Source organism: Streptomyces sp. NPDC005863 (assembly GCF_042871345.1).
Taxonomy (GTDB): Bacteria; Actinomycetota; Actinomycetes; order Streptomycetales; family Streptomycetaceae; genus Streptomyces.
This window is the reverse complement of record NZ_JBIAII010000007.1, coordinates 219,871-244,388: the sequence shown is the minus strand read 5'-3', so window position 1 is coordinate 244,388 and position 24,518 is coordinate 219,871. Positions and strand designations below refer to the sequence as shown.

The window sequence follows — 24,518 nt, the reverse complement described above, 5'->3', positions numbered from 1 at the left end:
CACCAACCGATCCGTTGATCCGCTGTTCCGTCCCGATCCGTTGCTGGGCTAGTTCGCCGCCATCAGGTCCTCGATGGCGTCGTGGCGGATCCTGCCGTCCGGGATCCCGATGTCCCGCAGCGCGTCCACTCCGTTGCGGATCATGCCGGGCGGCCCGGAGAGGTACGCGTCGTACTCGTCCCAGGGACCGTATTCGCGCACCGCGTCCGGCAGTTGGGCCCGATGATCGACGATGGGTCGGACGGCCAGCCACGGGTGGGCCTGCTGCAGGCGCAACATCGTGTCGATGTCGTACAGGTCGTGATCGGTGCGGGCCCCGTAGAACACCTCGACCGAGCGGTGCCTGCCGTGTTCGGCGACGTCCTCGACCAGGGCCTTGATGGGCGCGATGCCCGTGCCGCCGCCCAGACAGAGCAGGCCGCTGTCAGTGGTGTGGTCGACGGTCATCGAGCCGCTGGGCGGGCCGAGGCGCAGTACGTCGCCGGGCTGGGCATGGTGCACCAGAGCGTTGGAGACCCAGCCGGCCGGGACTGCCTTGACGTGGAACGACAGCAGCCCGTCCGCTCTCGGTGCCGACGCGAAGGAGTAGTGCCGCCAGATCCGCGGCCACCAGGGAGTCTCCAGGCTGGTGTACTGCCCGGCGAGGAAGGGGTACGGCTGGTCGGGGCGGACGGTGACGACCGCTATGTCCGGGGTCCTCAGCTCGTGCGAGACGACCTCGGCGAACCACCAGGCGGGGGCGCGCAGTTCGTCCTCCGCGGCCGCGTCGATCATGATCTGGGAGATCGTCGTGTACGTCCGGACCCAGGCGGCCTCGGTCTCGTCGTCCCAGACGGCGCTCGCGTACCGGCTCAGCGAGCCGATCAGGCACTCGCCGACGGCCGGGTAGTGCTCGGGCTGGGTGCCGTACTTGCGGTGTCCGCGCCCGAGCTTCTTGAGGTAGGAGACGAGCACGTCCGTGTGGTCGATGTGCTCGGCCGCGGTCAGCAGCGCCTTGAGGATCCGGTCCCGCTGGGCGTCCATCGCCGCGGGGAACAGCGCGCGCAGATCCGGGTGGCGGGTGAAGAGCAGCGCGTAGAAGTACGAGGTGACCTTGTCGGCGATGGGGGCGATCTCCGCCATCGTGCGCTGCACCAGGACCGCATCGGCGGACGCCTTCCGCGAAGGGGACGGCGTCGGGGAGGTGATGGTGGGCGAGGCCGACTGGGGCTGGGGCTGGGGCGATGGGGCCGGACCGGTCGGAGCGGCGGCTATTCGTTCGTCCGCCGACGCCACGGCGGTCGTCGCGGCAGTCGGCGTGGCAGGCGCTGTGCCGGAGGCCGGAGCCGGGTGGGCGCCGGCGCCCGCGCCGGGCGATGCTTCGGAGGGGCCGGACAGGCGGGCGTGGCCCTCGGACGGGCCGCCGGAACCGTCGGGCCGCCGCTGTGCGCCGTCCTCCGGCTGCTGCGCGGGCTTGCGCGGAGTGAACCAGCCGCCTCCGCCGCCGGAAGTGCCGTCATCCGCCGACGTGGTGGTCGGAGCGTCCATGCTGTGCCTCGCCTCGAACATCTCTCGGTCGGTCTGCGCACTTCCTGCCGGAAGCTGCCTGCTGTCCCCGCTCTGCCTCGACGGCCGTTACGGCCACATTGAACCCCGGCACCCCGGACCCTACGGACAAGTAGGTCGAGAATGTGACATTGTCCGCAGTCGTCTCACCGCAGCATCCCATTAGCGACTGCCTCGACAGCCGCATAACGGAAAGTCCGAGTTCTGGATCTCTCCACGCCGTTAGGCTTCATTGCCCTGCGCGTGCACCCCTCGGAGTGCCGCGTGTACCCCCTGGGTGCGAAGGAAGAGACGCAGAGACGCACCGGGTACGACCTTGATCGACCTTACCGGCAGCCGCCGAACACACAAGCCCCTCTACCCCTCGTCCGGAATTCCACCGCTCTGACGGTTGATTGCCGGTAATTACCGGTCGCGCCGGACCAATTCGTACGCCTTACGTAGATCCCGCCCGACATAAGAGTGGGTGGCCAGGCTCACCAGCCGTTGATCCGCGTTGACGGCCACGGAAACGGGCACTGCACCGAACAACTCCAGGTCGGAGAGCGAGTCGCCGTATGCGACGCAATCGCTCCGCCGCAGTCCGAACTCCGCACAGAGCCGGTCCGCGATCTTCACCTTGGCCGCGGCATCGAGAATGCCCGCCGGGTCGACCGGCATGGTGAACGGCACGTCAGGGAAGCGAGAGCCGTGCGCGGCATGCGCGCCCCACCCGATGAGCCGCTCGACGAAGAACGACGGCGAGAGGGAGATCACCGCGCAGTAGTCCCCGTTCTCCCGGATCGCGGCCCAGGTCTCGCGGATGCCGGTGAGCCACGGTGCTCCGTCGAAGGCGGCCGTCACGTGTGCGTCGGTGAGCTCCGCCCACAGGACATGCACCCGGCGCGCGTACTCCGGTGAGTCGATCCGCCCGGCCACGAAGTCCCGCTCCAACTCGGCGATCTCCGCGTTCAGGCCGAGCTGACGTGATATCTCCACGGGCGCCGCCGTGCCGTGCAGCAGCGTCCCGTCCAGGTCGAAGAGGTGTAGGCGTGCCATGTGCGCAGAGGCTAGTCCCCGCGATGACTCCCGCCGCCAGACGCCCCTCCCTCCACGCTCCCTCCCAGGCCTCACCGCTCGGCATCGTGTTTCACGTGAAACGTCGGGCCGCTGGGCGCACTTGTCCGTGGCCAAAAGCACCGTGCTTCGTTCCACAAACAGGTGGACGCCGGGGAGGAACGTCCGACAGCCTGAACCAGGTGTCGACACCTTCCCTCTCCGCCCTGCCCATCCGCCGACTGACGCCCCGCGATCTGCCGGCCTGCGCCGACCTGTCCGAAGACCGGGGCTGGCCGCGTGAAGAACACAAGTGGGGCCTGCTCCTGTCGGCCGGCACGGGGTACGGCATCGACGACCCCGACGGCAACGGCCTGATCGGCGCCTATGTGGTGACCCGGTACGGCTCTACGGAGCGCCCCGACCTCGCGGCCATCGGCATGGTCCTCGTCGCCGAGCGGTACGCCCGGCGGGGCATCGGCCGCCACATGATGCAGAACGCCGTCGAGGAGGCGGGCACCACTCCACTGACCCTCCACGCGACGCCGTTCGGCCGCCCGCTGTACGAACAGCTCGGTTTCGAGGCGATCGGCCGGGCCGAGATGGTCAGGGGCCACCTCGTGCCCGCGGGCCCCCTGCCCGACATCGCCACCCGGCCGGCCACCGCGGAGGACCTGACCGCCATCCTCCGGCTCGACACCGAAGTCTTCGGTCAGGACCGCATGCATGTGATCACCCGGCTGCCCGCCTTCACCGACCAGCTCAGGGTCGCCGAGACCGACGGAGAAATCGTCGGCTACGCGGGTGCCTGGCCCAACATGGAGACCCATGTCGTGGGCCCGCTCATCGCCCGGGACACCGAGACCGCCAAGGCCCTGATCGCCTCACTCGGCGCCGGCACCGACCGCCCGCTGCGCACCGACATCGACGCGCGGCACACGGAGCTGCTGGCGTGGGCCAAGGAGAGCGGGCTCGCGCACATCGCCGACAACGACGTGATGGCGTACGGAGTGCCGGAGCTCCCGGGTGACTGGACCCGACGCTTCGCACCGCTGACGGTCGCCGCCGGCTGAGCCGGCCGCGTCACCCGGCGCCACGCGCAGAGACCGACTCAGGTCATGTGAGAGAGGCCCGCCCAGGGGGTTCCCTGGGCGGGCCTCTCTCGTACACCGTCCGTACGTGCTGCTCTACGCGCCGCCGTACGTCTGCGTGCCCTACGTTTCATACGCCCTTACGCGAGGGCCTGCACGGCCGCCGTCGCGAAGCCGTGGTCCTGCTCAGGCGCGCCACCGCCGACGCCGACGGCGCCGATCAGGCGCCCGTCACGGTGGACCGGTACCCCGCCCGCGATGAAGAGCAGCGGGCGGTCGAGGGCGGTGGGCAGGGTGTGGAAGAGGCCCCCGGGCTGGACGGCGTCGACCAGGTCGGCGGTGGGCGCGTTCAGCTGCAGGGCGGTGTAGGCCTTACGGGTGCTGGTCTCGCCGGAAATCAGCACGGCCCGGTCGTCCCGTCGGAAGGCGAGCAGGTGACCGCCCGCGTCGAGGACAGTGACGCTGACGGTGACGTCGGCGGCCTCGGCGGCGCGGCGGGCCGCGGCGACAAGCACCTCGGCGTCCTCGATGGTCAGCGGGGCAACAGCGGTGGCGGGGGTGGTGGTCATGAGGGGGTTCTCCTTGCGAGGTGATGCGCGGTGTTGCGGTGCCGGTGGCCCGGTCGGTGCCAGGAGGTCGAGCGGCACCGGAGCCGGGGGAGTGGGGGGTCAGTGGTGGACGGGCGTCGGCTGATCGACGGGTGCCGACTGCTCGACGGGTGCCGGCGTCCCGCCCGCCACGACAAGGCCGGGGCCGGTGGAGCGGCGCTCCAGGGCGGCCGAGATCAAGGCCAGGACGAGGGCGGAGGCGGCGAGGACCGCGCCGACCCAGTTCGGGGCGGTGTAGCCGAGGCCGGCGGAGATGACGAGCCCGCCGAGCCACGCCGAGAGGGCGTTGCCCAGGTTGAAGGCGCCGATGTTGACCGCGGAGGCCAGTGTCGGGGCGCCCGACGCGTAGTCCAGGACACGCTTCTGCAGCGGCGGCACGGTCGCGAAGCCCAGGGCGCCGATCAGCAGGACGGTCACGGCGGCCGCGATCTTGTTGTGCGCGGTCAGGGTGAACAGCCCCAGCACCAGAGCGAGGGAGCCGAGCGTCACGTAGAGCATCGGCATCAGCACCCGGTCCGCGAGCCGTCCGGCGACCAGGTTGCCGCCGACCATGCCGAGTCCGAAGAGGACGAGCAGCCAGGTGACGGAGGAGTCCGCGTAGCCGGCGACGTCCGTCATCATCGGCGTGATGTAGGTGATGGCCGCGAAGACGCCGCCGAAGCCGAGGACCGTCATCGCCATGGCGAGCAGCACCTGTACGTTGCGGAAGGCTCCGATCTCGTCGCGCAGCCGCACGCCTTCGGGCTTGGGCAGGTCCGGCACGAGCTTGGCGATCCCGAAGAGACCGAGGACGCCGAGAGCGGCGACGATCACGAAGGTGATCCGCCAGCCGATGGCCTGTCCGACGAGCGTGCCGAGCGGGACACCGACGACGTTGGCGACCGTGAGTCCCGAGAACATCATGGCGATCGCTCCCGCCTTCTTCTCCGGAGCGACCAGTTCGGCCGCGACAACCGAGCCGATGCCGAAGAAGGCGCCGTGGGCGAGCGAGGCGACGACACGGCCGGCCAGCATCACGCCGAAGACCGGGGCCACGGCGGAGAGCAGGTTGCCGACGACGAAGAGCCCCATCAGGAGCATCAGCATCCGCTTGCGCGGGATACGGGTGCCGAGGGCGGTCATCAGGGGGGCGCCGAGCACGACACCGAGGGCGTAGCCGGTCACGAGGAATCCGGCCGTCGGGATGGAGACGCCGAAGTCACCCGCGACCTCGGGAAGCAGTCCCATGATCACGAACTCGGTGGTCCCGATCCCGAAGGCCCCGATCGCGAGGGCCAAAAGCGCGAGAGGCATGGATCTACCTTCCAAACGATTGCAGGTGCGCTTAACGTGCGTCCACAATAATTGCAGACGCGGGTTAATTGCAACCGCCGGATATTGCATCGGTGGACTACTCTGGGTGCAGCCGCTCCGGGACGGAGGAACAAGAGCCATGACAGCGACAGACCCCGCACTCACCGCGCTCGCACAGAGCTGGTGCGCCCTCTCCTTGCTCCACGGCAAGATCGAGGCCCACGTCGAGCGCGCCCTCCAGGCCAAGCACGACCTGAGCGTGCGGGAGTACGGGCTCCTCGACGTCCTCAACCGCCAGCACGACGGCGAAGGCGGTCACCTGCAGATGAAGCAGGTCGCCGACGCGGTGGTGCTCAGTCAGAGCGCGACCACCCGCCTGGTGACCCGGCTAGAGGAGCGCGGCCTCCTCTCCCGCTACCTGTGCCCCACCGACCGCCGGGGCATCTACACCGATGTCAGCGAGGCCGGTGCCGCGCTGCTCGCCGAGGCGCGCCCCACCAACGACGCGGCGCTGCGGGAAGCGCTCGACGAGGCGGCACAGAACCCGGAGCTGGCCCCGCTGGTCAAGGCCGTCGAGACGCTGCGCGTGCCCGCATAGGAGCGGGCGACGGTTGGGCGGCCGCGGGAGGCCCCACGCCGCAGCCGGTCCACATAGGCTGCGGCCATGGGAGATCTTGAAATACGCCCTGCCACCGCCGCGGATCTGCACGCCATCGTGGGCATGCTCGCCGACGACCCCTTGGGCGCCGCGCGCGAGTCGCCGGACGACCTCGCTCCGTACGTCACCGCATTCGAGCTCCTGGCCGCCGATCCGAACCAGCATCTGGTCGTCGCCGAGCGCGAGGGCCGCGTCGTCGGCACGTTGCAGCTCACGATCATCCCGGGGCTCTCCCGTAAGGGCGCCACCCGGTCGATCATCGAGGGCGTACGCATCCATGCCGAAGAGCGCGGCAGCGGGCTCGGCACACGGTTCATCGAGTGGGCCGTGGAGGAATCCCGCCGCCGCAACTGCCAGTTGGTGCAGCTGACCTCCGACGCCTCGCGCACCGACGCGCATCGCTTCTACGAGCGGCTGGGATTCTCGGCGTCACACGTGGGCTTCAAGCTCCAGCTCTGAGACGCCGCTTGACGGAGTGCGAGCGAGGAGCGGCCTGCGTCACGCGCCGTGTTTCACGTGAAACAGGCCGTTTCACGTGAAACAGGCCGCCCGACCCGAAGCACCGCAGCAACGTCTACGGGAAGCCGCGCCACCCTTGTGGGTCCACGCCGCCGGGGACCGGCGCTCCCGCCTCGTACGGCTCACGGGTGAAGACGAACGACCCCAGATCCAGGTGGCTCACCGAGCCGTCGGGTCGCCGTACCGGCCGCAGCAACTCCCCCGCGTAGTAACCGTTGAGCCCCGTCCAGGTGCCGTCGCCGTTGGACCGGAACCGCGCCTGTCGTCCCGCGCCGGTGAGCGGACCCAGATCGAGCCCACCGTCGGCCGTCAGCCGGAGCGCGAGCACCTGGGTTCCCCAGTACCAGGGGCCGGTCACCTCCAGGGCCTTCTCGTCGACGTCGGTGAGCGGGCGCCACGTCTCCGGGATACGCGGTTCGGCGTCGGCCACGGTCTTCAGCAGGTCTACGGCCAGTGCCGCCACCGGGGGCCCCGACGTGCAGTTGGCCAGTGCGACGGTGACGAGCCCGTCCGCCTCGCTCACCCACAACGCCGCCAGGAAGCCCGGCAGCGATCCGCCGTGCCCCGCCAGGCTGCCCTGCCGCCAGCGCAGCAGATCCAGCCCCAGGCCGTAGGACCTGTCCCATTCGTCGTTCTGTAGAGGAGCCGACGGCGTACGCATCTCCCGTACGGACTCCGCGGCGAGCACCCGGTCGTCCCCCTTCACGAGGAAGTCCCCAAATCGGGCCAGGTCGGCCGCGGTGGACCACAGCTGACCCGCCGGAGCCATCAGCCCCAGGTCCTCGACGGGCTCGGGCATCATCACGTCCGCCCAGGGGTGCACGGCGAAGCCACCCGCGTGTGGCTCCTGCGGCTGTGCGCTCGTCCGGTTCAGGCCGAGCGGCTCCAGCACCTCGCTGCGCAGCACCTCCTCCCAGGGCGCGCCGCGCAGTGCCTCCACCAGCGAACCGAGCACCGTGTAACCAGGGTTGGAGTAGTGGAAGCGCCGGCCCACGGGGTGCTTGAAGGGCTCCTCGCCCAGCACGTCGGAGAGTTCCGGACGCGTCGAGCCCGGCGTGCGCTCCCACCAGGGTCCCGGCGTTTCGGCGGCCAACCCGCCCGTGTGGGAGAGGAGTTCGGCGATGGTGGCCTCCCCCACGCCGGTGCCCGGCAGGTGCTTCTCCAGCGGGTCGCCCAGGTCCAGTACGCCCTCGTCCCGCAGCCGCATCACCAGCACGGCGGTGAAGGTCTTGGTGATCGAACCGATGCGGTACTGGACGTTCTCGTCCGGCGCGTGCCCGTCCACCATGCTGCGGCCGCCGCTCCACACCAGCGCACCGTCCCGGGCCACGGCGGCGACCAGGGAGGGGGTGCGGCCCTCCCGCTGCGCGACGGCGATGCGGTGCAGCAGGGCTCGGCGGGTGGACGGCAAGAGGTCTTCGTACGGCTGGAGCTCTTCGTAGGGCCGAACGTCTTCATGGGGTGTCGTCATGGGACCAGTTCACCCGGGAGCCGCCCCCGAGTCGAGCCGATTCGCCCCGTACCCGTCACGCCTCGTGGCCCACCAGGCAGCCACCGCGGAACACTGCTCGTCCGTGGCGCAGGGGCGTCGTGGTGGTCCGTCACTGCACCGACGCATCGCGTCGCGGGAGGGTGAGCGGCCGGGGCGACCAGAGCCCGGCGGCCGTTCCGTCGCGCAGGTGCTGCTCGTAGGTGACGACCTTGCCGTGGATGACGTCGAGGCAGGCGGCGAGGTCGTCGATCTTCGCGCGGACGGCGCGCTCGTGTTCCTGGAGCAGCGCGAGGCGCTCCGGTTCGTTGCCCGGTCCGGAGCGTACGAGCGCCGCGAACCTCTGGATCGTGGCGATCGGCATGTCCGAGTCGCGCAGCCGCCGACAGAGCAGGAGCCAGTCCACATCGGCCTGTTCGTAGACGCGCTGTCCCCCGCCGGAGCGTGGAATCTCGCGGAGGAAGAGGCGCTCGCGCTCGAAGAAGCGCAGCGCGTGCACGCTCAGGCCGGTCGCCTCCGCCACCTGGCCGATGGACAGCCCGTTCGTCGGCCTTGTCGTCCTCGCCGGCCTCGTTGGCAACGTCGTCTCGTCGGGCAGCCCGCCCGCGTCCTCGCTCATGCCAGGACCGTATCGACCGCTGGAACCGGCCTCCGCTTCGACCGCTTGACCTAGCCTGCGCTCAAGGTCCTAGCGTCCCGCTCATGATCACCGAACAGCACAAGCTCGGCACCGGATTCGGCGCCCACAGCACGGCCACCGACGTACTCGCGGGCGTGGACCTGACGGGTGCCACGGCCCTGGTCACGGGCGGCTACTCCGGACTCGGGCTCGCGACCACCCGTGCCCTCGTCCACGCGGGCGCCCACGTCATCGTCCCGGCCCGCCGTCCCGACACCGCCGAGGCCGCCCTGCATGGCCTCCCTCGAACCGAGGTCCGGGCGCTCGATCTCTCCGACCTGGAGAGCGTCCGTGTCTTCTCCGAACGCTTCCTGGAGACAGGCCGCCCACTCGACATCCTCATCAACGGCGCGGGCGTCATGGCCTGTCCGGAGACGCGCGTCGGCCCGGGCTGGGAGGCGCACTTCGCCGTCAACCACCTCGGGCACTTCGCGCTGGCCCACCGCCTGTCCCCGTCCTTCGCGTCCGCCGGGGCCCGCGTGGTGGCCGTCGCATCCTCCGGGCACTTCCTCTCCGACATCCGGTGGGACGACCCGCACTTCCGCTCCGGCTACGACCGCTGGCTGGCGTACGCCCAGTCCAAGACCGCCAACGCCCTCTTCGCCCTGCACCTCGACCGGCTCGGCACCCCCCGCGACCTGCACGCCTTCGCCGTCCACCCCGGCAGCATCCTCACGCCACTGCAGCGCCACATCCCCCGCGACGAGCAGCTCGCCCAGGGCTGGATCACTCCGGACGGCACACCCGCCGAGGGCTTCAAGACCCCTGAACAGGGCGCGGCGACGGCAGTGTGGGCGGCGACCTCGCCCCTGCTGGAGGGCCGCGGCGGGGCGTACTGCCAGGACTGCGACGTCGCCGAGCCCGCCACCACCGACGACATGCTGATCGGCGGCGTCAAGCCCTGGGCCGTCGACCCGGACGCGGCGGCCCGGCTCTGGGACCTCTCCTGCGAACTCACCGGCCTCAGCGCCCTCTGAACCGGACGCACGGGACCTGAGGATCTGCATGGTGCCTCAGGCCGTGTCGCGGAATTGCGGCCTCAGACGCGTGTCATTTCTCCGGTTTGAAGTGTGCGCCTCCGCGGGCGACGCACTGTGCGAGCCAGCGATGCCGGGCTTCGTGCAGGGTTCGTCGAGACTCTCGGAATAGCCCGCTCTGCAAGGCGGTTCAGAGGGTGCCCGATACCCCGATACAGAGTGGTCTCCTCCCCAGGTGCTGGCCGACTGTCGCCAGGGGCGAACGAAAGGAAGGGCGGGAGATGAAGTCCGTCATCCGGACGGCTGCCGGTGGCCCCGAGGTCCTCAGGCTCGTCGAGCGTCCGGTGCCCGAGCCCGGCCCCGGCGAGGTACGGATCCGTATGCACATCTCGGGCGTCAACCCCACCGACTGGCGTAGCCGCAGACGCGCGCTGCCGCAGGGCATGAACGAGCAGGTGCCCCACCAGGACGGCGCCGGGGTGATCGACGCCGTCGGTCCGCAGGTCGACCCGGAGCGGCTCGGACAGCGGGTGTGGATCTGGGAGGCCGCGTGGGAGCGGCCCTGGGGGACGGCACAGCAGTACACCCTCGTCCCCGACCGGCATGCCGTCGCCCTGCCCGACCACGCTCCGTTCGAGCTCGGCGCCGCCCTGGGCGTTCCGGCCCTGACCGCCCACCGCGCGCTGACCGTTCATGACGGCGGACCGGGGCGTATCGCGCCCGGCACCCTGCGGGGCACCACCGTGCTGGTGGCGGGCGGCGCCGGCGCTGTCGGCAACGCGGCCGTCCAACTCGCCCACTGGGCCGGAGCGCGTGTCATCACCACGGTCAGCAGCCCGGTCAAGGCCGCGCTGGCGGGCGCGGCCGGTGCCCACCGGGTGGTCGACTACCGCACGCAGGACGCGGCCGCAGAGATCCTGGACTTCGCCCCCGCGGGCGTCGATATCGTCGTGGAGGTCGCACCGGGCGCCAACACCGAGCTCGACATCGCCGTGGCTGCCCGGGGTGCTGTGGTGGCCTACTACTCGGGTGGCGAGGGCGAGCGGCTGTCCGTCCCGGTGCTCTCCTCGCTGTCGTCGAACCTGCGCTGGCAGAGCGTCTTCGTCTACACCGTGCCACCCGCGGCGAAGCAGCAGGCACTCACCGACGTCGCGGCGGCCGTAGGCGCGCGGGCGCTACGGGTGGGCGAGGAAGCCGGGCTGCCGCTGCACCGCTTCGCGCTGGAGCGCATCGCTGACGCCCACACCGCGCTTGAGCAGGGTGTCGTGGGGAAGGTCCTGCTCGACATCCCGTGACCGTGGCACTGATGACCGTCCGTCGCCCTCGGATGGGCCGTGCACCTCTTTAGGACGAAGGTCGTCTCCGCGGCCGCCTTCAAAGTCCGGCACACTTCCCTGCCGGGAGGCGACCTCGGCGTCTGGGCTGCCTCCACTGCGACCGAGAACCCGCAAGGCCGGTCTGCAGACCATGGAGAACCTGCCTGCTGGAGGGCGACGGGACAACCCGCAAACCCCACGCCGTGTCGGATCCGACATCCAGCCGACATCGGCCGCGAGATTCCGACACGGAATGCGAAACCCCGCACACGTGCCGGATCAGGTCTGTGCCATGTCCACGAAGCGCGAGTAGTGGCCCTGGAAGGCGACGGTGATCGTCGCCGTCGGGCCGTTACGGTGCTTGCCCACGATGATGTCCGCCTCGCCTGCGCGCGGAGACTCCTTCTCGTACGCGTCTTCGCGGTGCAGCAGGATCACCATGTCCGCGTCCTGCTCGATCGAGCCGGATTCACGCAGGTCGGAGACCATGGGCTTCTTGTCTGTGCGCTGCTCGGGGCCACGGTTCAGCTGCGAGAGCGCGATCACCGGCAGCTCCAGCTCCTTGGCCAGGAGCTTCAGGTTTCGCGACATGTCCGAGACTTCCTGCTGACGGCTCTCGGACCGCTTGGAACCGCCCGACTGCATCAGCTGGAGGTAGTCGATGACGACGAGCTTCAGGTCGTTGCGCTGCTTGAGGCGGCGGCACTTGGCGCGGATCTCCATCATCGACAGGTTCGGGGAGTCGTCGATGTAGAGCGGGGCGGCCGAGACGTCGGGCATGCGCCGGGCCAGCCGGGTCCAGTCCTCGTCGGTCATCGTGCCGGAGCGCATGTGGTGGAGCGCCACCCGCGCCTCGGCGGACAGCAGACGCATCGCGATCTCGTTGCGCCCCATTTCGAGCGAGAAGATCACGCTCGGCATGTTGTGCTTGATCGAACAGGCTCGCGCGAAGTCCAGCGCGAGCGTCGACTTACCCATGGCGGGACGGGCCGCAATGATGATCATCTGGCCCGGGTGCAGACCGTTGGTGAGCTGGTCGAGGTCGGTGAAGCCGGTCGGCACGCCGGTCATCTCTCCCGACCGCGAACCGATCGCCTCGATCTCGTCGAGGGCGCCCTCCATGATGTCGCCGAGCGGAAGGTAGTCCTCGGTCGTGCGCTGCTCTGTGACCGCGTAGATCTCGGCCTGGGCGCTGTTGACGATCTCGTCGACGTCGCCGTCGGCCGCGTATCCCATCTGCGTGATCTTGGTGCCGGCCTCGACGAGGCGGCGCAGCACCGCGCGCTCGTGGACGATCTCCGCGTAGTACTCGGCGTTCGCCGCGGTCGGGACCGTCTGGACCAGCGTGTGCAGATACGATGCGCCGCCGACCTTGGTGATCTCGCCGCGCTTGGTGAGCTCGGCCGCCACGGTGATGGGGTCGGCCGGCTCGCCCTTCGCGTACAGGTCGAGGATCGACGCGTAGATCGTCTCGTGCGCCGGACGGTAGAAGTCGTGGCCCTTGAGCACCTCGACGACATCGGCGATGGCGTCCTTGGACAGCAGCATGCCGCCGAGCACGGACTGTTCCGCGTCGAGGTCCTGCGGCGGGACACGCTCGAACGACGAACCACCGCCGTCCCAGCCGCTCTCCCGGCCCCGGTCGTGCTGCTCGTCGCGGCCCCTGCCTCCGTCGCGGCGCTGACGGGAGACGGGCAGACGGTCACTGGGACCGCTGTCGGCCCAGGGGTCGTCCAAAGGCTCGGAGATACTCACCGGGCCACCTCCTCCCGTCCGCCGAGCGGACCTCGCCGTGCCCCTCTTTGTTACGGCACGACACTGACAAATAAGCGGGCCCAACTCCGGTTCTGACGCGTCGGTTTTACGCGGTTTCCGAGGTCGTACGACGAGGCGGGCGCCGGACCACGGTAGGCCTGTGGGCACCGTCAGCCAATCTGGTTATCCACAGGCGGTGTGGATGACGGACCCCAGGCTGTGGAGAACCCCGCGAAACCTGTGCACGGTCCGGTGGACAGGCCTGTGAACAAGCCCTCAGCCTACGTCCGGAAACGCCTCTGACCTGCATCTTTCCCATCCACCGGCTGTGCAGAAGAAAAACTTCCCCAGTCGGACCAAGATCGTTGCAAACCACGTCCCGCGGCGCACGGAAAGAGCAGTCAGGTAAGGGTCTCTAAAGCATTGCATCTCTTACCTGTGGAAGATTACATTGGTGCTCATGACACAGGCTCCCGCGGCGCCCAAGGCCGCCCGGCGACGGCACGACCGAGAGATCATCTCGCTCGCCGTCCCCGCTTTCGGCGCGCTCGTCGCCGAGCCCCTCTTCGTGCTGGCCGACAGCGCCATCGTCGGCCACCTCGGCACCGCGCAACTGGCCGGCCTCGGCGTCGCATCGGCGCTCCTCACCACCGCGGTGAGCATCTTCGTCTTCCTCGCCTACGCCACCACGGCCGCCGTCGCGCGTCGGGTGGGCGCCGGCGATCTGCAGTCCGCCATCCGCCAGGGCATGGACGGCATCTGGCTCGCGCTGCTCCTCGGCGCCGCCGTCATCGCCGTCGTACTGCCGACCGCTCCCGCCCTCGTGGAACTCTTCGGCGCGTCGGATACCGCGGCCCCCTACGCCGTCACCTATCTGCGGATCTCCTCGCTCGGCATCCCCGCCATGCTCGTGGTTCTCGCCGCCACCGGAGTGCTGCGCGGCCTGCAGGACACCAAGACCCCGCTGTACGTCGCGATCGGCGGCTTCGTCGCCAACGGCGTCCTCAACGTCGGCCTGGTCTACGGCGCGGACCTCGGCATCGCGGGCTCCGCCTGGGGCACCGTCATCGCCCAGTGCGGCATGGCCGCCATCTACCTCTACGTCGTCGTACGCGGGGCCCACCGACACGGCGCCTCGTTGCGCCCCGACGCCGCCGGCATAAAGGCCTGTGCACAGGCCGGTGCACCGCTCCTGGTCCGCACCCTCTCACTGCGCGCCATCCTGATGATCGCGACCGCCGTCGCCGCCCGTCTCGGCGATTCCGACGTGGCCGCCCACCAGATCGTGCTGTCCCTATGGAGTTTGCTGGCCTTCGCCCTCGACGCCATCGCCATCGCGGGCCAGGCGATCATCGGCCGCTACTTGGGCGCCGACGATCCGGACGGCGCGCGCGCCGTCTGCCGTCGGATGGTCGAGTGGGGCATCGCCTCGGGCGTCGCCCTCGGCCTGTTGGTCGTCCTCGCGCGGCCCGTGTTCATCCCGCTCTTCACCGGCGACGGCGACGTCCAGGACGCGGCCCTGCCGGCTCTCGTCGTCATCGCGCTCGCCCAGCCCATCTGCGGGATCGTCTTCGTTCTCGACGGCGTCCTGATGGGAGCGGGCGACGGGCCCTACCTCGCCTGGGCGATGATCGTCACCCTGGCCGCTTTCACTCCGGTGGCCCTGCTCGTACCGACCTTCGGCGGCGGCCTGACCGCGCTGTGGGGAGCGATGACGCTGATGATGGCGGTCCGGATGCTGACCCTGTGGCTGCGCTCCCGTTCCGGCCGCTGGCTCGTCACCGGCGCCACACGCTGAGGACGCGGTGCGGGGGCGCGGCCGACGGGCCCTGTTTCACGTGAAACCGGGCGACGCGCTCTGTTTCACGTGAATCAGCCACGCAGCACGCAGCACATCCACGTTCTACGAAGCATCTTCCACGAAGCACGTTGGGCCGCACCCCAGGGGTGCGGCCCAACGATTGCTTCAACTCTGCCAAGCGCAGTGCTTAGGCGGAGACGACCTCGACGTTGACCTTCGCGGCAACCTCGGGGTGCAGACGCACGGACGTCGTGTGAGCGCCCAGGGTCTTGATGGGCGAGCCCAGCTCGACACGGCGCTTGTCGACCTTCGGACCACCGGCAGCCTCGATCGCCGAAGCGACGTCGGCCGGGGTGACGGAACCGAAGAGACGACCGGCGTCGCCGGAGCGGACGGCCAGACGGACCTTGACGCCCTCGAGCTGGGCCTTGACCTCGTTGGCCTGCTCGATGGTCGCGATCTCGTGGATCTTGCGCGCGCGACGGATCTGCGCGACGTCCTTCTCGCCACCCTTGGTCCAGCGGATCGCGAAGTTCCGCGGGATCAGGTAGTTGCGGGCGTAGCCGTCCTTGACGTCTACGACCTCGCCGGCGGCACCGAGGCCGGAGACCTCGTGGGTGAGGATGATCTTCATTAGTCGGTCACCCTTCCCTTATCGCGCGGTGGACGTGTAGGGCAGCAGCGCCATCTCACGGCTGTTCTTCACGGCCGTGGCGACGTCACGCTGGTGCTGCGTGCAGTTGCCGGTCACGCGGCGGGCACGGATCTTGCCGCGGTCGGAAATGAACTTCCGCAGCATGTTCGTGTCCTTGTAGTCCACGTACGTGACCTTGTCCTTGCAGAAAGCGCAGACCTTCTTCTTAGGCTTGCGCACAGGCGGCTTCGCCATGGTGTATCTCCTGTGTGATCAAGAAGTGGGGTTACGGCCCACCCTCGGCCCGTGGCCCGAAGGCCCCGAGGCTTAGAAGGGGGGCTCGTCCGAGTAGCCGCCACCGGAGCCGCCGGAGCTTCCGCCCCAGCCGCCACCGCCGCCGCCCTGCTGCTGGCCGCCGCCGGCCGGCGCACCGGTCGCCCAGGGGTCGTCGGCGGGAGCACCGCCGCCGCCACCCTGCTGCTGACCGCCACCGGGGTTGCCACCCCAGCCGCCGCCCTGCTGGCCGCCGCCACCGCCGCCGTAACCGCCCTGGCCACCGCGACCGGTGGTCTTGGTGACCTTGGCCGTGGCGGTCTTCAGGCTGGCGCCGACTTCCTCGACGTCCAGCTCGTAGACCGTGCGCTTGATGCCCTCACGGTCCTCGTAGGACCGCTGCTTCAGCCGGCCCTGCACGATGACGCGCATGCCTCGCTGAAGCGACTCCGCGACGTTCTCCGCCGCCTGACGCCAGACCGAGCAGGTGAGGAACAGGCCATCGCCGTCCTTCCACTCATTGGTCTGCTTGTCGAAGATGCGGGGGGTGGACGCGACACGGAACTTCGCGACCGCCGCACCGGAGGGGGTGAAGCGCAGCTCGGGGTCGTCGACAAGATTGCCGACGACCGTGATGACGGTCTCGCCTGCCATGGGGGAACCTCTCGGCGGGTTTGCTGCTGGCTGCTTGTTGCTGCTACTCGATTCCCGGGTGCTGCTGAGCTAGAGAGCTCAGTGCATCTCGGGACGGAGGACCTTGGTCCGGAGGACCGACTCGTTCAGGTTCATCTGTCGGTCGAGCTCCTTGACGACCGCAGGCTCGGCCTGCAGGTCGATGACCGAGTAGATGCCCTCGGGCTTCTTCTTGATCTCGTAGGACAGACGACGACGGCCCCAGGTGTCGACCTTCTCGACCTTTCCGTTGCCCTCACGGACGACGGAGAGGAAGTTCTCGATCAGCGGGGAGACAGCGCGCTCCTCGAGATCGGGGTCGAGGATGACCATCACTTCGTAGTGACGCATGTGGAACCCACCTCCTTTGGACTCAGCGGCCACGGTCGTTCCGTGGCAGGAGGGTCGTGATGCGTACGCAACGGTATCGGCCGCCACTGACAATCGACTCCCGCGAGCGGGGGCTCTTGCTGTGGCCAGGGCAGACACCGGTGCAGACGGTACAGAGTACCCGCACCGAGGCTTCCGGTTGAAATCCGGCGTCGGACGGGCAGAATCTGTACACATCGGGTGTGTACGGCGCTACGATGCGCCGCCTTCCGCAGGAGGTGCCTCCATGGCACAAGCAATGCGACCGAATACCGGCACGTCTCTCTTCGCCACCGACGGCAAAGCCCATCCGCTCCAGGACACGCTGCTCGGCGTGACCCTGGTGCTCGGGGTGATCGCCTTCGTGACGGCGATGTTCCACAACCTCCATCTGATCAGCTCGTGGGCAGGCCTGATCGGGATCGCCGCCGGCGCGTACGGCCAGTTCATCTCGGTGACCACGCGCGAGCGCTTCGGCCTGATCCTCGGCCTCGGCGCATCGGCGGTCGGCTTCTTCCTGGGCATGGCACACGGCGGTCTCTTCGGCGGAATCGTCGGCTGACGGCCTCCGGGCACCCCGGTCGCGCACGCGGACCGGGGTGCTGAGTTCCGTACGCCCAGACAGGGCGCTCGCGGGGCGCAGTAGGCTTCGGCGCGAGAGCCGGAGCCCCTGTACCCATGGGGACACACCAGCCCGAGGAGCGCCCCGAATGAGTCTGACCCTGAGGACCATCAGTCGCGAGCAGCATCTGGCGTACATCCAGACACTGCCGTCGGCGAGTCATTGCCAGGTCCCGGCATGGGCTGACGTGAAGAGCGAATGGCGCTCGGAGAACCTGGGTTGGTTCGACGACAGGACCGGTCAGCTGGTCGGCGTCGGCCTGGTGCTCTACCGACAGCTGCCCAAGCTGAAGCGTTATCTCGCGTACCTTCCCGAGGGCCCGGTCATCAACTGGTACGCCCCGAACCTCGACGAGTGGCTGCAGCCGATGCTGGCGCATCTGAAGCAGCAGGGCGCCTTCTCCGTGAAGATGGGTCCGCCGGTCGTGATCCGCCGCTGGGACGCTCCGGCGATCAAGGCAGGCATCCAGAACCCGGACGTGAAGCGCCTGCGGGACACCGAGGCCACGCACATCGAGCCGCGCGCCTTCGAGGTCTCCGACCGGCTGCGCCGGATGGGCTGGCAGCAGGGCGAGGACGGCGGCGCCGGCTTCGGCGACGTGCAGCCCCGCTTCGTCTTCCAGGTGCCGCTGGCCAACCGCTCCCTGGACGAGGTCCAGAAGGGCTTCAACCAGCTGTGGCGGCGCAACATCAAGAAGGCCGAGAAGGCCGGCGTCGAGGTCGTCCAGGGCGGCTACCAGGACCTCGCCGAGTGGCAGCGGCTCTACGAGATCACCGCGGTGCGCGACAAGTTCCGCCCGCGGCCGCTCGGCTACTTCGAGCAGATGTGGCGGTCCCTCAACTCCGAGGACCCCAACCGCATGCGGCTGTACTTCGCGCGGCACAACGGCGTGAACCTGTCGGCCGCGACGATGCTCGTCGTCGGCGGGCACGTCTGGTACTCCTACGGCGCGTCGGACAACATCGGGCGTGAGGTCCGGCCCTCGAACGCGATGCAGTGGCGGATGCTGCGCGACGCGTACGCCATGGGGGCCACCGTCTACGACCTGCGCGGCATCTCCGACTCGCTGGACGAGACCGACCACCTGTTCGGTCTGATCCAGTTCAAGGTCGGCACCGGCGGCGAGGCCGCGGAGTACATCGGCGAGTGGGACTTCCCGCTCAACAAGCTGCTGCACAAGGCGCTCGACATCTACATGTCGCGCCGCTGATCCCGCACAATTCCTTCCACAACTCCGATACACCGCAGGCACGAGAAAGGTTCCGGGATCCAGCCATGGCGCTCACGCTCTATGTCGACACCGCGCGCTGGCGGGCACACCAGAAGCACCTGCTGGAGCAGTTCCCGGGCATCGTCCCGGTCTGCAAGGGCAATGGTTACGGCTTCGGTCACGAGCGCCTCGCCGAGGAAGCCACCCGCTTCGGCTCCGATGTCCTCGCCGTGGGCACCACCTACGAGGCCGCCAGGATCAAGGACTGGTTCAGCGGCGATCTGCTGGTCCTGACCCCGTTCCGGCGGGGCGAGGAGCCGGTGCCGCTGCCCGACCGCGTGATCCGCTCCGTGTCGTCGCTCGACGGCGTCTACGGCCTCGTGGGCGCCCGCGTCGTCATCGAGGTCATGTCCTCGATGAAGCGGCACGGCGTCAGCGAGCAGGAGCTCCCGCAGCTGCACGCCGCGATCGAGGACGTGCGTCTGGAGGGCTTCGCCCTCCACCTGCCGCTGGACCGCACCGACGGCTCGGACGCCGTCGAGGAGGTCATCGGCTGGATGGACCGCCTGCGCGCGGCCCGGCTTCCGCTGCACACGATGTTCGTCAGCCACCTCAAGGCGGGTGAACTGGCGCGGCTGCAGCAGCAGTTCCCGCAGACCCGGTTCCGCGCGCGGATCGGCACGAACCTCTGGCTGGGCGACCACGAGGCCACCGAGTACCGGGGTGCCGTCCTGGACGTCACCGCTGTCGCCAAGGGTGACCGCTTCGGCTACCGCCAGCAGAAGGCGGCGTCGGACGGCTGGCTGGTCGTCGTCGCGGGCGGCACCTCGCACGGCGTCGGCCTGGAGGCCCCGAAGGCGTTGCACGGCATGATGCCGCGCGCCAAGGGTGTGGCCCGTGCGGGCCTCGCGACCGTGAACCGCAATCTCTCGCCCTTCGTCTGGGCGGGCAAGCAGCGCTGGTTCGCGGAGCCGCCGCACATGCAGGTCTCGATCCTGTTCGTGCCCTCCGACGCGCCGGAGCCGACGGTCGGCGAGGAGCTGGTGGCCCATCTGCGGCACACCACCACGCAGTTCGACCGGATCGTCGACCGCTGAGAAGACGCGGAGAGCGGTAGGAAGCCGCAGAGCAGTAGACGGAGAGCAGTAGACAAAGGGGCCGGTACGACGACGAGTCGTACCGGCCCCTTTCGTTCGGCACTGCGGAGCCCTGTCAGCCGGTTCGCCCTCAGCGAACGCGCCTGGGCCCCGTTCCCCACTTCACCGTGGAAGACGCGGTGACGTGGCCCATGTGCCCCAGCACGAAGACATCCTCCGCCTCGTCCAGAACGCCCCCCGCGGGGTCGTCGTCCCCGGCTCGCCGTACTACGTCGTGTTCGGGCATCAGGATGTCGCGTACGACCACCGCACACAGGTAGAGCGTGCCCAACAGGTGGATCGCGGTGACCAGTTGGTAGCCCTCGGTCGGCAGACCCTTGTGGGCGTCTCCGCTCGTCGTGTACGCCAGGTACATCCAGATCCCCAGGAAGTACGCGACCTCGCACGCCTGCCAGATCAGGAAGTCCCGCCAGCGCGGGCGGGCCAGCGCGGCGAGCGGAATCAGCCACAGCACGTACTGCGGCGAGTAGACCTTGTTGGTGAGGACGAAGGCGGCGACCAACAGGAAGGCGAGCTGTGCGAAGCGCGGGCGGCGCGGCGCGGTGAGTCCGAGCGCGCCGACGGCCAGACAGGCGAGGAGCATCAGAATCGTCGCCAGGGTGTTGACCGTGTCCGTACTCAGCGGGGAGTCCATGCGCTGGGACAGGATCAGCCAGAAGGAGCCGAAGTCGACGCCACGCTCCTTGCTGAAGGTGTAGAACTTCGACCAGCCGTCGCCGGCGAGCAGGATCACCGGGAGGTTGACGACCAGCCAGGTGCCCACCGTGCCGGCCAGGGCCATCCCGAACGCCCGCCATCGGCCCGCGCGCCAGCACAGGATCAGCAGCGGCCCGAGCAGCAGCACGGGGTAGAGCTTGGCGGCCGTCGCCAGCCCGAGGAGCACGCCGAAGGCGAGCGGACGCGCGCGTGACCACATCAGCATCGCGGCGGCCGTGAGAGCGACGGCGAGCAGGTCCCAGTTGATGGTGGCCGTCAGCGCGAGCGCGGGCGCGAGAGCGACGAGCAGGGCGTCCCAGGGGCGGCGCCGGTGGGTCTGTGCGACGCAGAGGGCGAGGGCCACGGTGCAGGCCATCAGTATCCCGGCGTTGACCATCCAGTAGATCTTTTCCTGATGCTGGATGGAGCCGCTGCCGGGAGTGAGCCAGGAGGCCATCTCCATGAACACTCCGGTCAGGACCGGGTACTCCAGGTACTCCATGTCGCCGGGCAGCTTGTCGAAGTACGGCACGAGGCCGTCGGCGAAACCGCGGCCCTGGTAGAGGTGCGGGATGTCGGAGTAGCAGGCGTGCGTGTACTGCGAGCTTGCCCCGAAGAACCAGGCGCCGTTGTAGCACGGCATCTTCTGGATCATTCCGAGCGCGAACATCCCGAGGGCGACGAGCGCGATGATGCGCACCGGGGTCCACCAGGTGGGCGCGAACAGCACTCTTCGTCCGGTCGGGCCCCCGATCAGCTCGCTGCCGGCCCTGGCGACCTCGTCCTCCTCGGTCGGCCGCACCGGCTCGGGCTCCGGCTCCCGCGGGTCCACCGGCTCGTACTCGCTCAGGAGCGAGGTCTCGGTGCCCGAGCCCGCACCGATCCGTCCTGAGCTGTGGGGGCCGACGCTCGCGTGCTCTGCACCATGAGAATGCGCGCCGGGAGAATCTGCGCTGTGGGGGTCTGCACTGGGCATGCCCGCCATCCTGCCGTACGCGACGGAGAACGCGGAGAGGGCCGCCGCGCCCATCGGCGCGACGACCCTCGTTTTCCACGGCCCTCGTTTCACGTGAAACATCCGTGGACCGTGCCCCGGCGGTTCACCGGGTCACTCCCGCGAGCTCGGCTCAGCCCGGTCCACCGATGAAGTGGCTTCCGCCGTCTTCGTTGCCCTCGTTGACCCCGCCACCGTCCGGGTCTTCCGTAGCGGGCGGTGATTGGCCGCCGGGGCCGCCGGGACCACCGCCGACACCCCCTTCGGCTCCGCCGTTCTCCTGGCCGCCGTCGTGGTTGCAGTCCCAGTCGAGCGGGTCACAGGTTTCCCCGGGGTCGGGCGACTTCGTCGGAGGCTTGGAGGACTTGGACTCCGAGGGCGTGGGCGACGTGGTCTTCTCCGGCTCCTCGGACTTCGTGGGAGCGGTCGTCGGGGGCGGGGTCTCGCCGACGACCTCGCCGATCGGCCCGGGCACGGGGAAGTTCCTCACGGGCTCACCCTTGAGCGCCCGCTCCATGTAGTCCTGCCAGATCTGCGCGGGGAACGAGGCGCCGTGGATCTTCTCCTCGCCACCCGTGCCGAACATCTCCAGGAAGTGCCGCTTCTTGTTGGACTCGTCGTCGTCGAGCCGGTACATGCTCACCGCCGTCGACAGCTGCGGGGTGTAGCCGACGAACCAGGCGGACTTGTTGCCGTCCGTCGTACCGGTCTTGCCCGCGACCTGGCGGCCGACGAGCTTGGCCGACGTGCCGGTGCCCTTTTCCACGACCGTCCGCAGCACGTCGGTGACGTTGTCCGCGACCGTGTCGTCGAAGGCGCGCTTGGTCTCCTTCTTGTGGCTGTAGACCGTGTCGCCCTCGTGCTGCACCTCGGTGACGGAGTACGGGTCGTTCTGCTCGCCGCTCGCGGCGAAGGTGGAGTACGCCCCCGCCATCCGGATCGCGCTCGGCGACGAGGTGCCGAGCGAGAAGGACGGGTAGTTGGCGCTCGCCATGGACTGGTCGTCCTTGAGTCCGGCTGCCATGGCCGACTCCTTCACCTTGTCCAGGCCGACGTCCATGCCGAGCTGTACATAGGCCGAGTTGACCGACTGCCTCATCGCCTCGCGGAGGTCGATCTGGTAGGTCGGGGGGTTGTACGACTCATTGCCGTCGTTCTTCTGGAGCCATTCCTTGCCGTCGCGGTCGGTCCAGACGTTTCCGTCGTACTTCTGGATCTTGAGCTTGTTCTTGCCGCTGTACAGGCTCTTCGGGTTGACCACCGTGCGCTCGCTGTCCGCCTGGATCTCGCCGAGGTCCGGGTTGCGCACGCCGTTCTTGAACGCGGCGGCCAGCACGAACGGCTTGTACGTCGAACCGACCTGGGCACCGGTCTGGTCGGCGTTGTTGGTGAAGTGCTTCGTCGCGTCCTCACCGCCGTAGATGGCCTTGATCGCGCCGTCCTTCGGCTCCACGGAGGCGCCGCCGAACTGGACGTGCGTGTCCTTCTCCGGGCGCAGCTTCGGCTTGATCTTCGCCTTGCGCACCTTGTTCACCGAGTCCTCGAGCTCCTTGACCTTCGCCTTGTTGAAGGTCGTGTGGATCTCGTAGCCGCCCTGCTGGAGCTGCTCGGCGGTGATCTTGGTGTTCCGGATGACGTACGCCTTGGCCAGGTCCACGAGGTAGCCGGTCTGGCCCGCCAGGTCGATGTTCGACCGCGGGTTCTGCAGCTTCGGGAAGTCCTGGTACGTGGCCCGCTGGGCGGCGGTCAGCCGCCCGTCCTTGACCTCTTCGTCGAGGATCCAGGACCACCGCTTCTTGGCACGTGTGGTGTTGTCCTGCGAGTTGGCCGCGGGGTCGATCTCGGGGTAGCCGGCGGGGTCGTAGTACGTGGCGCCCTTGAGCACGGTCGCGAGGAGCGCGCACTGGCTCGGGTCCAGTTCCTTGGCTTCCTTGTTGAAGTACGCCCGCGCGGCCGCCTGGATGCCGTACGCCCCACGCCCGTAATAGGCGGTGTTGAGGTACCCGGCCATGATGTTCTCCTTGGAGACCGTCCGGCCGACCTTTATCGAGATGAAGAGCTCTTTGAACTTACGGGTGAACGTCTGCGACTGATCGCCGAGCCGCGCGTTCTTCACGTACTGCTGGGTGATCGTCGAGCCACCCTGGGTCTGCCCGCCCTTGGCCATGTTCACCAGGGCACGGGTGATGCCCATCGGGTCGACGCCCTTGTCCTTCTCGAAGGACTTGTTCTCCGCCGACATGACGGCGAAGCGCATCTCCTTGGGGATGTCGTCGTAGTCGATGATCTGCCGGTTGCGCTCGCCGCCGGTCGCGACCATCTGCTTGCCGTCGTCCCAGTAATAGACGTTGTTCTGCGCCTTGGCCGCCTTGTCGACCTCGGGCACCTTCACCAAGGCGTACGAGATGCCGGCGACCGCCATCACGCTGCCGAGGAAGCCGAGGAACACACCCGAGACCAGGCGCCATGACGGGACCCAGCGCCGCGCGCCGTACTTGCCCGCGCGCGGGTAGTCGATGAACCGCTTCTTGCGGGGCGGCTCGGCACCGCCGCGCCCCCTGCCACGGCCCGGCCCGCTCGGACCACCGGGGCCGCCACCGCCACGACGGCCGCCACCGCCCGAGCGCCCACCTCCGTCGGGCGCCCTGCGGCGGCCGCCGCTCGCCCCGAGGGAACCGCTGCGCTGTGCGGCGCGCCGGGCCTCGGCCCGGCCGCCGTAGGGACGGCCTCCGTCATCCGGAGTGTCTGCTCCCGAAGCCCCATAAGAAGAAGAGGGCGATCCGGTGTCGCCCCGCGGTGCCGCACGGCGGCCCGACGGCGCTGCTGGGGCGCCACGCCGGGCCGCGGCGCGTCCGCCGCCCTGCGGCTGCGGCGGTTTGCGACGGTGCTCGCTCATCGAACGATTACTCCTCGGGCAGGCGCAGCTGTCCACGCCTGGAAACGGCGGCTGGTTTCCGGTCCCCCCGAAGTACGGATGCGCCCGTTCCGGAGCTCACCCGCACTGCACCGGGGACCACGACGCTCCCCGGCATCACTTGGTTCCCGGTGGCATGCATGGCGCACAGACTACGCACCGTCAAAACCCTCGTAGAGCCGAAGTTCACCCCAAATCAGGCAAGTTACTT

General features: G+C 69.2%; 22 protein-coding genes. 9 read left to right on the top strand and 13 right to left on the bottom strand.

What is annotated here, in order from left to right:
• Positions 1-48: 48 nt before the first annotated feature.
• Together ACFYO9_RS24880 and ACFYO9_RS24875 are read right to left on the bottom strand one after the other, a co-directional pair.
• Entirely contained in the window at positions 49-1,527 is a 1,479-nt protein-coding gene (locus tag ACFYO9_RS24880) for a globin domain-containing protein (RefSeq protein WP_355812030.1), read from the bottom strand.
• Between the two features lie 423 nt (positions 1,528-1,950).
• Complete coding sequence (locus ACFYO9_RS24875) at positions 1,951-2,583, bottom strand: HAD-IB family phosphatase (RefSeq protein WP_355812033.1); 633 nt, start codon at positions 2,581-2,583, stop codon at positions 1,951-1,953.
• A gap of 200 nt (positions 2,584-2,783) precedes the next feature.
• Between ACFYO9_RS24875 and ACFYO9_RS24870 the strand changes: the two genes are divergently transcribed.
• Positions 2,784-3,653 carry a GNAT family N-acetyltransferase gene (locus tag ACFYO9_RS24870; RefSeq protein ID WP_355812035.1) on the top strand — a complete coding sequence of 290 codons (870 nt, stop codon included), beginning with the start codon at positions 2,784-2,786 and terminating at the stop codon, positions 3,651-3,653.
• A gap of 158 nt (positions 3,654-3,811) precedes the next feature.
• Here ACFYO9_RS24870 and ACFYO9_RS24865 read toward each other — a convergent pair whose 3' ends face one another.
• Both ACFYO9_RS24865 and ACFYO9_RS24860 read right to left on the bottom strand, forming a co-directional pair.
• Entirely contained in the window at positions 3,812-4,240 is a 429-nt protein-coding gene (locus tag ACFYO9_RS24865; RefSeq protein WP_355812038.1) for a heme-binding protein, read from the bottom strand.
• Between the two features lie 99 nt (positions 4,241-4,339).
• Positions 4,340-5,572, bottom strand: a complete 1,233-nt coding sequence (locus ACFYO9_RS24860; protein ID WP_355812041.1) for an MFS transporter — start codon at positions 5,570-5,572, stop codon at positions 4,340-4,342.
• Between the two features lie 139 nt (positions 5,573-5,711).
• Between ACFYO9_RS24860 and ACFYO9_RS24855 the strand changes: the two genes are divergently transcribed.
• Both ACFYO9_RS24855 and ACFYO9_RS24850 read left to right on the top strand, forming a co-directional pair.
• Positions 5,712-6,170, top strand: a complete 459-nt coding sequence (locus ACFYO9_RS24855; RefSeq protein WP_355812044.1) for a MarR family transcriptional regulator — start codon at positions 5,712-5,714, stop codon at positions 6,168-6,170.
• Positions 6,171-6,236: 66 nt separating this feature from the next.
• Positions 6,237-6,689, top strand: coding sequence for a GNAT family N-acetyltransferase (locus ACFYO9_RS24850; protein ID WP_355812047.1), 453 nt, complete (start codon positions 6,237-6,239; stop codon positions 6,687-6,689).
• A 115-nt stretch (positions 6,690-6,804) separates the two neighbouring features.
• On the opposite strand, the gene ACFYO9_RS24845 is transcribed toward ACFYO9_RS24850, so the two are convergent.
• Together ACFYO9_RS24845 and ACFYO9_RS24840 are read right to left on the bottom strand one after the other, a co-directional pair.
• Positions 6,805-8,220, bottom strand: coding sequence for a serine hydrolase domain-containing protein (locus ACFYO9_RS24845; protein ID WP_358778448.1), 1,416 nt, complete (start codon positions 8,218-8,220; stop codon positions 6,805-6,807).
• Between the two features lie 130 nt (positions 8,221-8,350).
• Positions 8,351-8,857, bottom strand: coding sequence for a MerR family transcriptional regulator (locus ACFYO9_RS24840; RefSeq protein ID WP_358778447.1), 507 nt, complete (start codon positions 8,855-8,857; stop codon positions 8,351-8,353).
• 83 nt (positions 8,858-8,940) lie between these two features.
• Here ACFYO9_RS24840 and ACFYO9_RS24835 point away from each other — a divergent pair, with 83 nt between their 5' ends.
• Together ACFYO9_RS24835 and ACFYO9_RS24830 are read left to right on the top strand one after the other, a co-directional pair.
• A complete protein-coding gene (locus tag ACFYO9_RS24835; RefSeq protein ID WP_358778446.1) occupies positions 8,941-9,894 on the top strand; it encodes an SDR family NAD(P)-dependent oxidoreductase in 954 nt (317 codons plus the stop codon).
• A gap of 281 nt (positions 9,895-10,175) precedes the next feature.
• On the top strand, positions 10,176-11,189 hold the full coding sequence (locus ACFYO9_RS24830; protein ID WP_358778445.1) for an NADPH:quinone reductase: 1,014 nt from the start codon (positions 10,176-10,178) through the stop codon (positions 11,187-11,189).
• A gap of 300 nt (positions 11,190-11,489) precedes the next feature.
• Here ACFYO9_RS24830 and dnaB read toward each other — a convergent pair whose 3' ends face one another.
• The gene (gene dnaB / locus ACFYO9_RS24825) at positions 11,490-12,965 is read right to left on the bottom strand and encodes a replicative DNA helicase (protein ID WP_355812061.1); all 1,476 of its coding nucleotides are present in this window, start codon (positions 12,963-12,965) and stop codon (positions 11,490-11,492) included.
• A gap of 460 nt (positions 12,966-13,425) precedes the next feature.
• Between dnaB and ACFYO9_RS24820 the strand changes: the two genes are divergently transcribed.
• Positions 13,426-14,763 (top strand): MATE family efflux transporter, encoded by a 1,338-nt coding sequence (locus tag ACFYO9_RS24820; RefSeq protein WP_355812064.1) that lies wholly within the window; start codon positions 13,426-13,428, stop codon positions 14,761-14,763.
• A gap of 190 nt (positions 14,764-14,953) precedes the next feature.
• On the opposite strand, the gene rplI is transcribed toward ACFYO9_RS24820, so the two are convergent.
• The 4 genes from rplI to rpsF form a co-directional block, all read right to left on the bottom strand.
• Positions 14,954-15,400, bottom strand: coding sequence for a 50S ribosomal protein L9 (rplI, locus tag ACFYO9_RS24815; RefSeq protein ID WP_355812067.1), 447 nt, complete (start codon positions 15,398-15,400; stop codon positions 14,954-14,956).
• Positions 15,401-15,418: 18 nt separating this feature from the next.
• Positions 15,419-15,655, bottom strand: coding sequence for a 30S ribosomal protein S18 (rpsR, locus tag ACFYO9_RS24810; protein WP_003949403.1), 237 nt, complete (start codon positions 15,653-15,655; stop codon positions 15,419-15,421).
• 72 nt (positions 15,656-15,727) lie between these two features.
• Positions 15,728-16,327 (bottom strand): single-stranded DNA-binding protein, encoded by a 600-nt coding sequence (locus ACFYO9_RS24805; protein WP_355812070.1) that lies wholly within the window; start codon positions 16,325-16,327, stop codon positions 15,728-15,730.
• A 78-nt stretch (positions 16,328-16,405) separates the two neighbouring features.
• Positions 16,406-16,696 carry a 30S ribosomal protein S6 gene (gene rpsF / locus ACFYO9_RS24800; RefSeq protein ID WP_016644628.1) on the bottom strand — a complete coding sequence of 97 codons (291 nt, stop codon included), beginning with the start codon at positions 16,694-16,696 and terminating at the stop codon, positions 16,406-16,408.
• A gap of 265 nt (positions 16,697-16,961) precedes the next feature.
• Between rpsF and ACFYO9_RS24795 the strand changes: the two genes are divergently transcribed.
• From ACFYO9_RS24795 to ACFYO9_RS24785, 3 genes are all read left to right on the top strand, one after another.
• Complete coding sequence (locus ACFYO9_RS24795) at positions 16,962-17,276, top strand: hypothetical protein (protein ID WP_355812073.1); 315 nt, start codon at positions 16,962-16,964, stop codon at positions 17,274-17,276.
• Between the two features lie 148 nt (positions 17,277-17,424).
• Positions 17,425-18,546, top strand: a complete 1,122-nt coding sequence (locus ACFYO9_RS24790) for a peptidoglycan bridge formation glycyltransferase FemA/FemB family protein (RefSeq protein WP_355812076.1) — start codon at positions 17,425-17,427, stop codon at positions 18,544-18,546.
• 65 nt (positions 18,547-18,611) lie between these two features.
• Positions 18,612-19,643, top strand: coding sequence for an alanine racemase (locus ACFYO9_RS24785; protein ID WP_355812078.1), 1,032 nt, complete (start codon positions 18,612-18,614; stop codon positions 19,641-19,643).
• A gap of 130 nt (positions 19,644-19,773) precedes the next feature.
• Here ACFYO9_RS24785 and ACFYO9_RS24780 read toward each other — a convergent pair whose 3' ends face one another.
• On the bottom strand, positions 19,774-21,375 hold the full coding sequence (locus tag ACFYO9_RS24780) for a glycosyltransferase 87 family protein (protein ID WP_358778444.1): 1,602 nt from the start codon (positions 21,373-21,375) through the stop codon (positions 19,774-19,776).
• Between the two features lie 151 nt (positions 21,376-21,526).
• Entirely contained in the window at positions 21,527-24,289 is a 2,763-nt protein-coding gene (locus ACFYO9_RS24775; protein ID WP_358778443.1) for a transglycosylase domain-containing protein, read from the bottom strand.
• Positions 24,290-24,518: the final 229 nt, after the last annotated feature.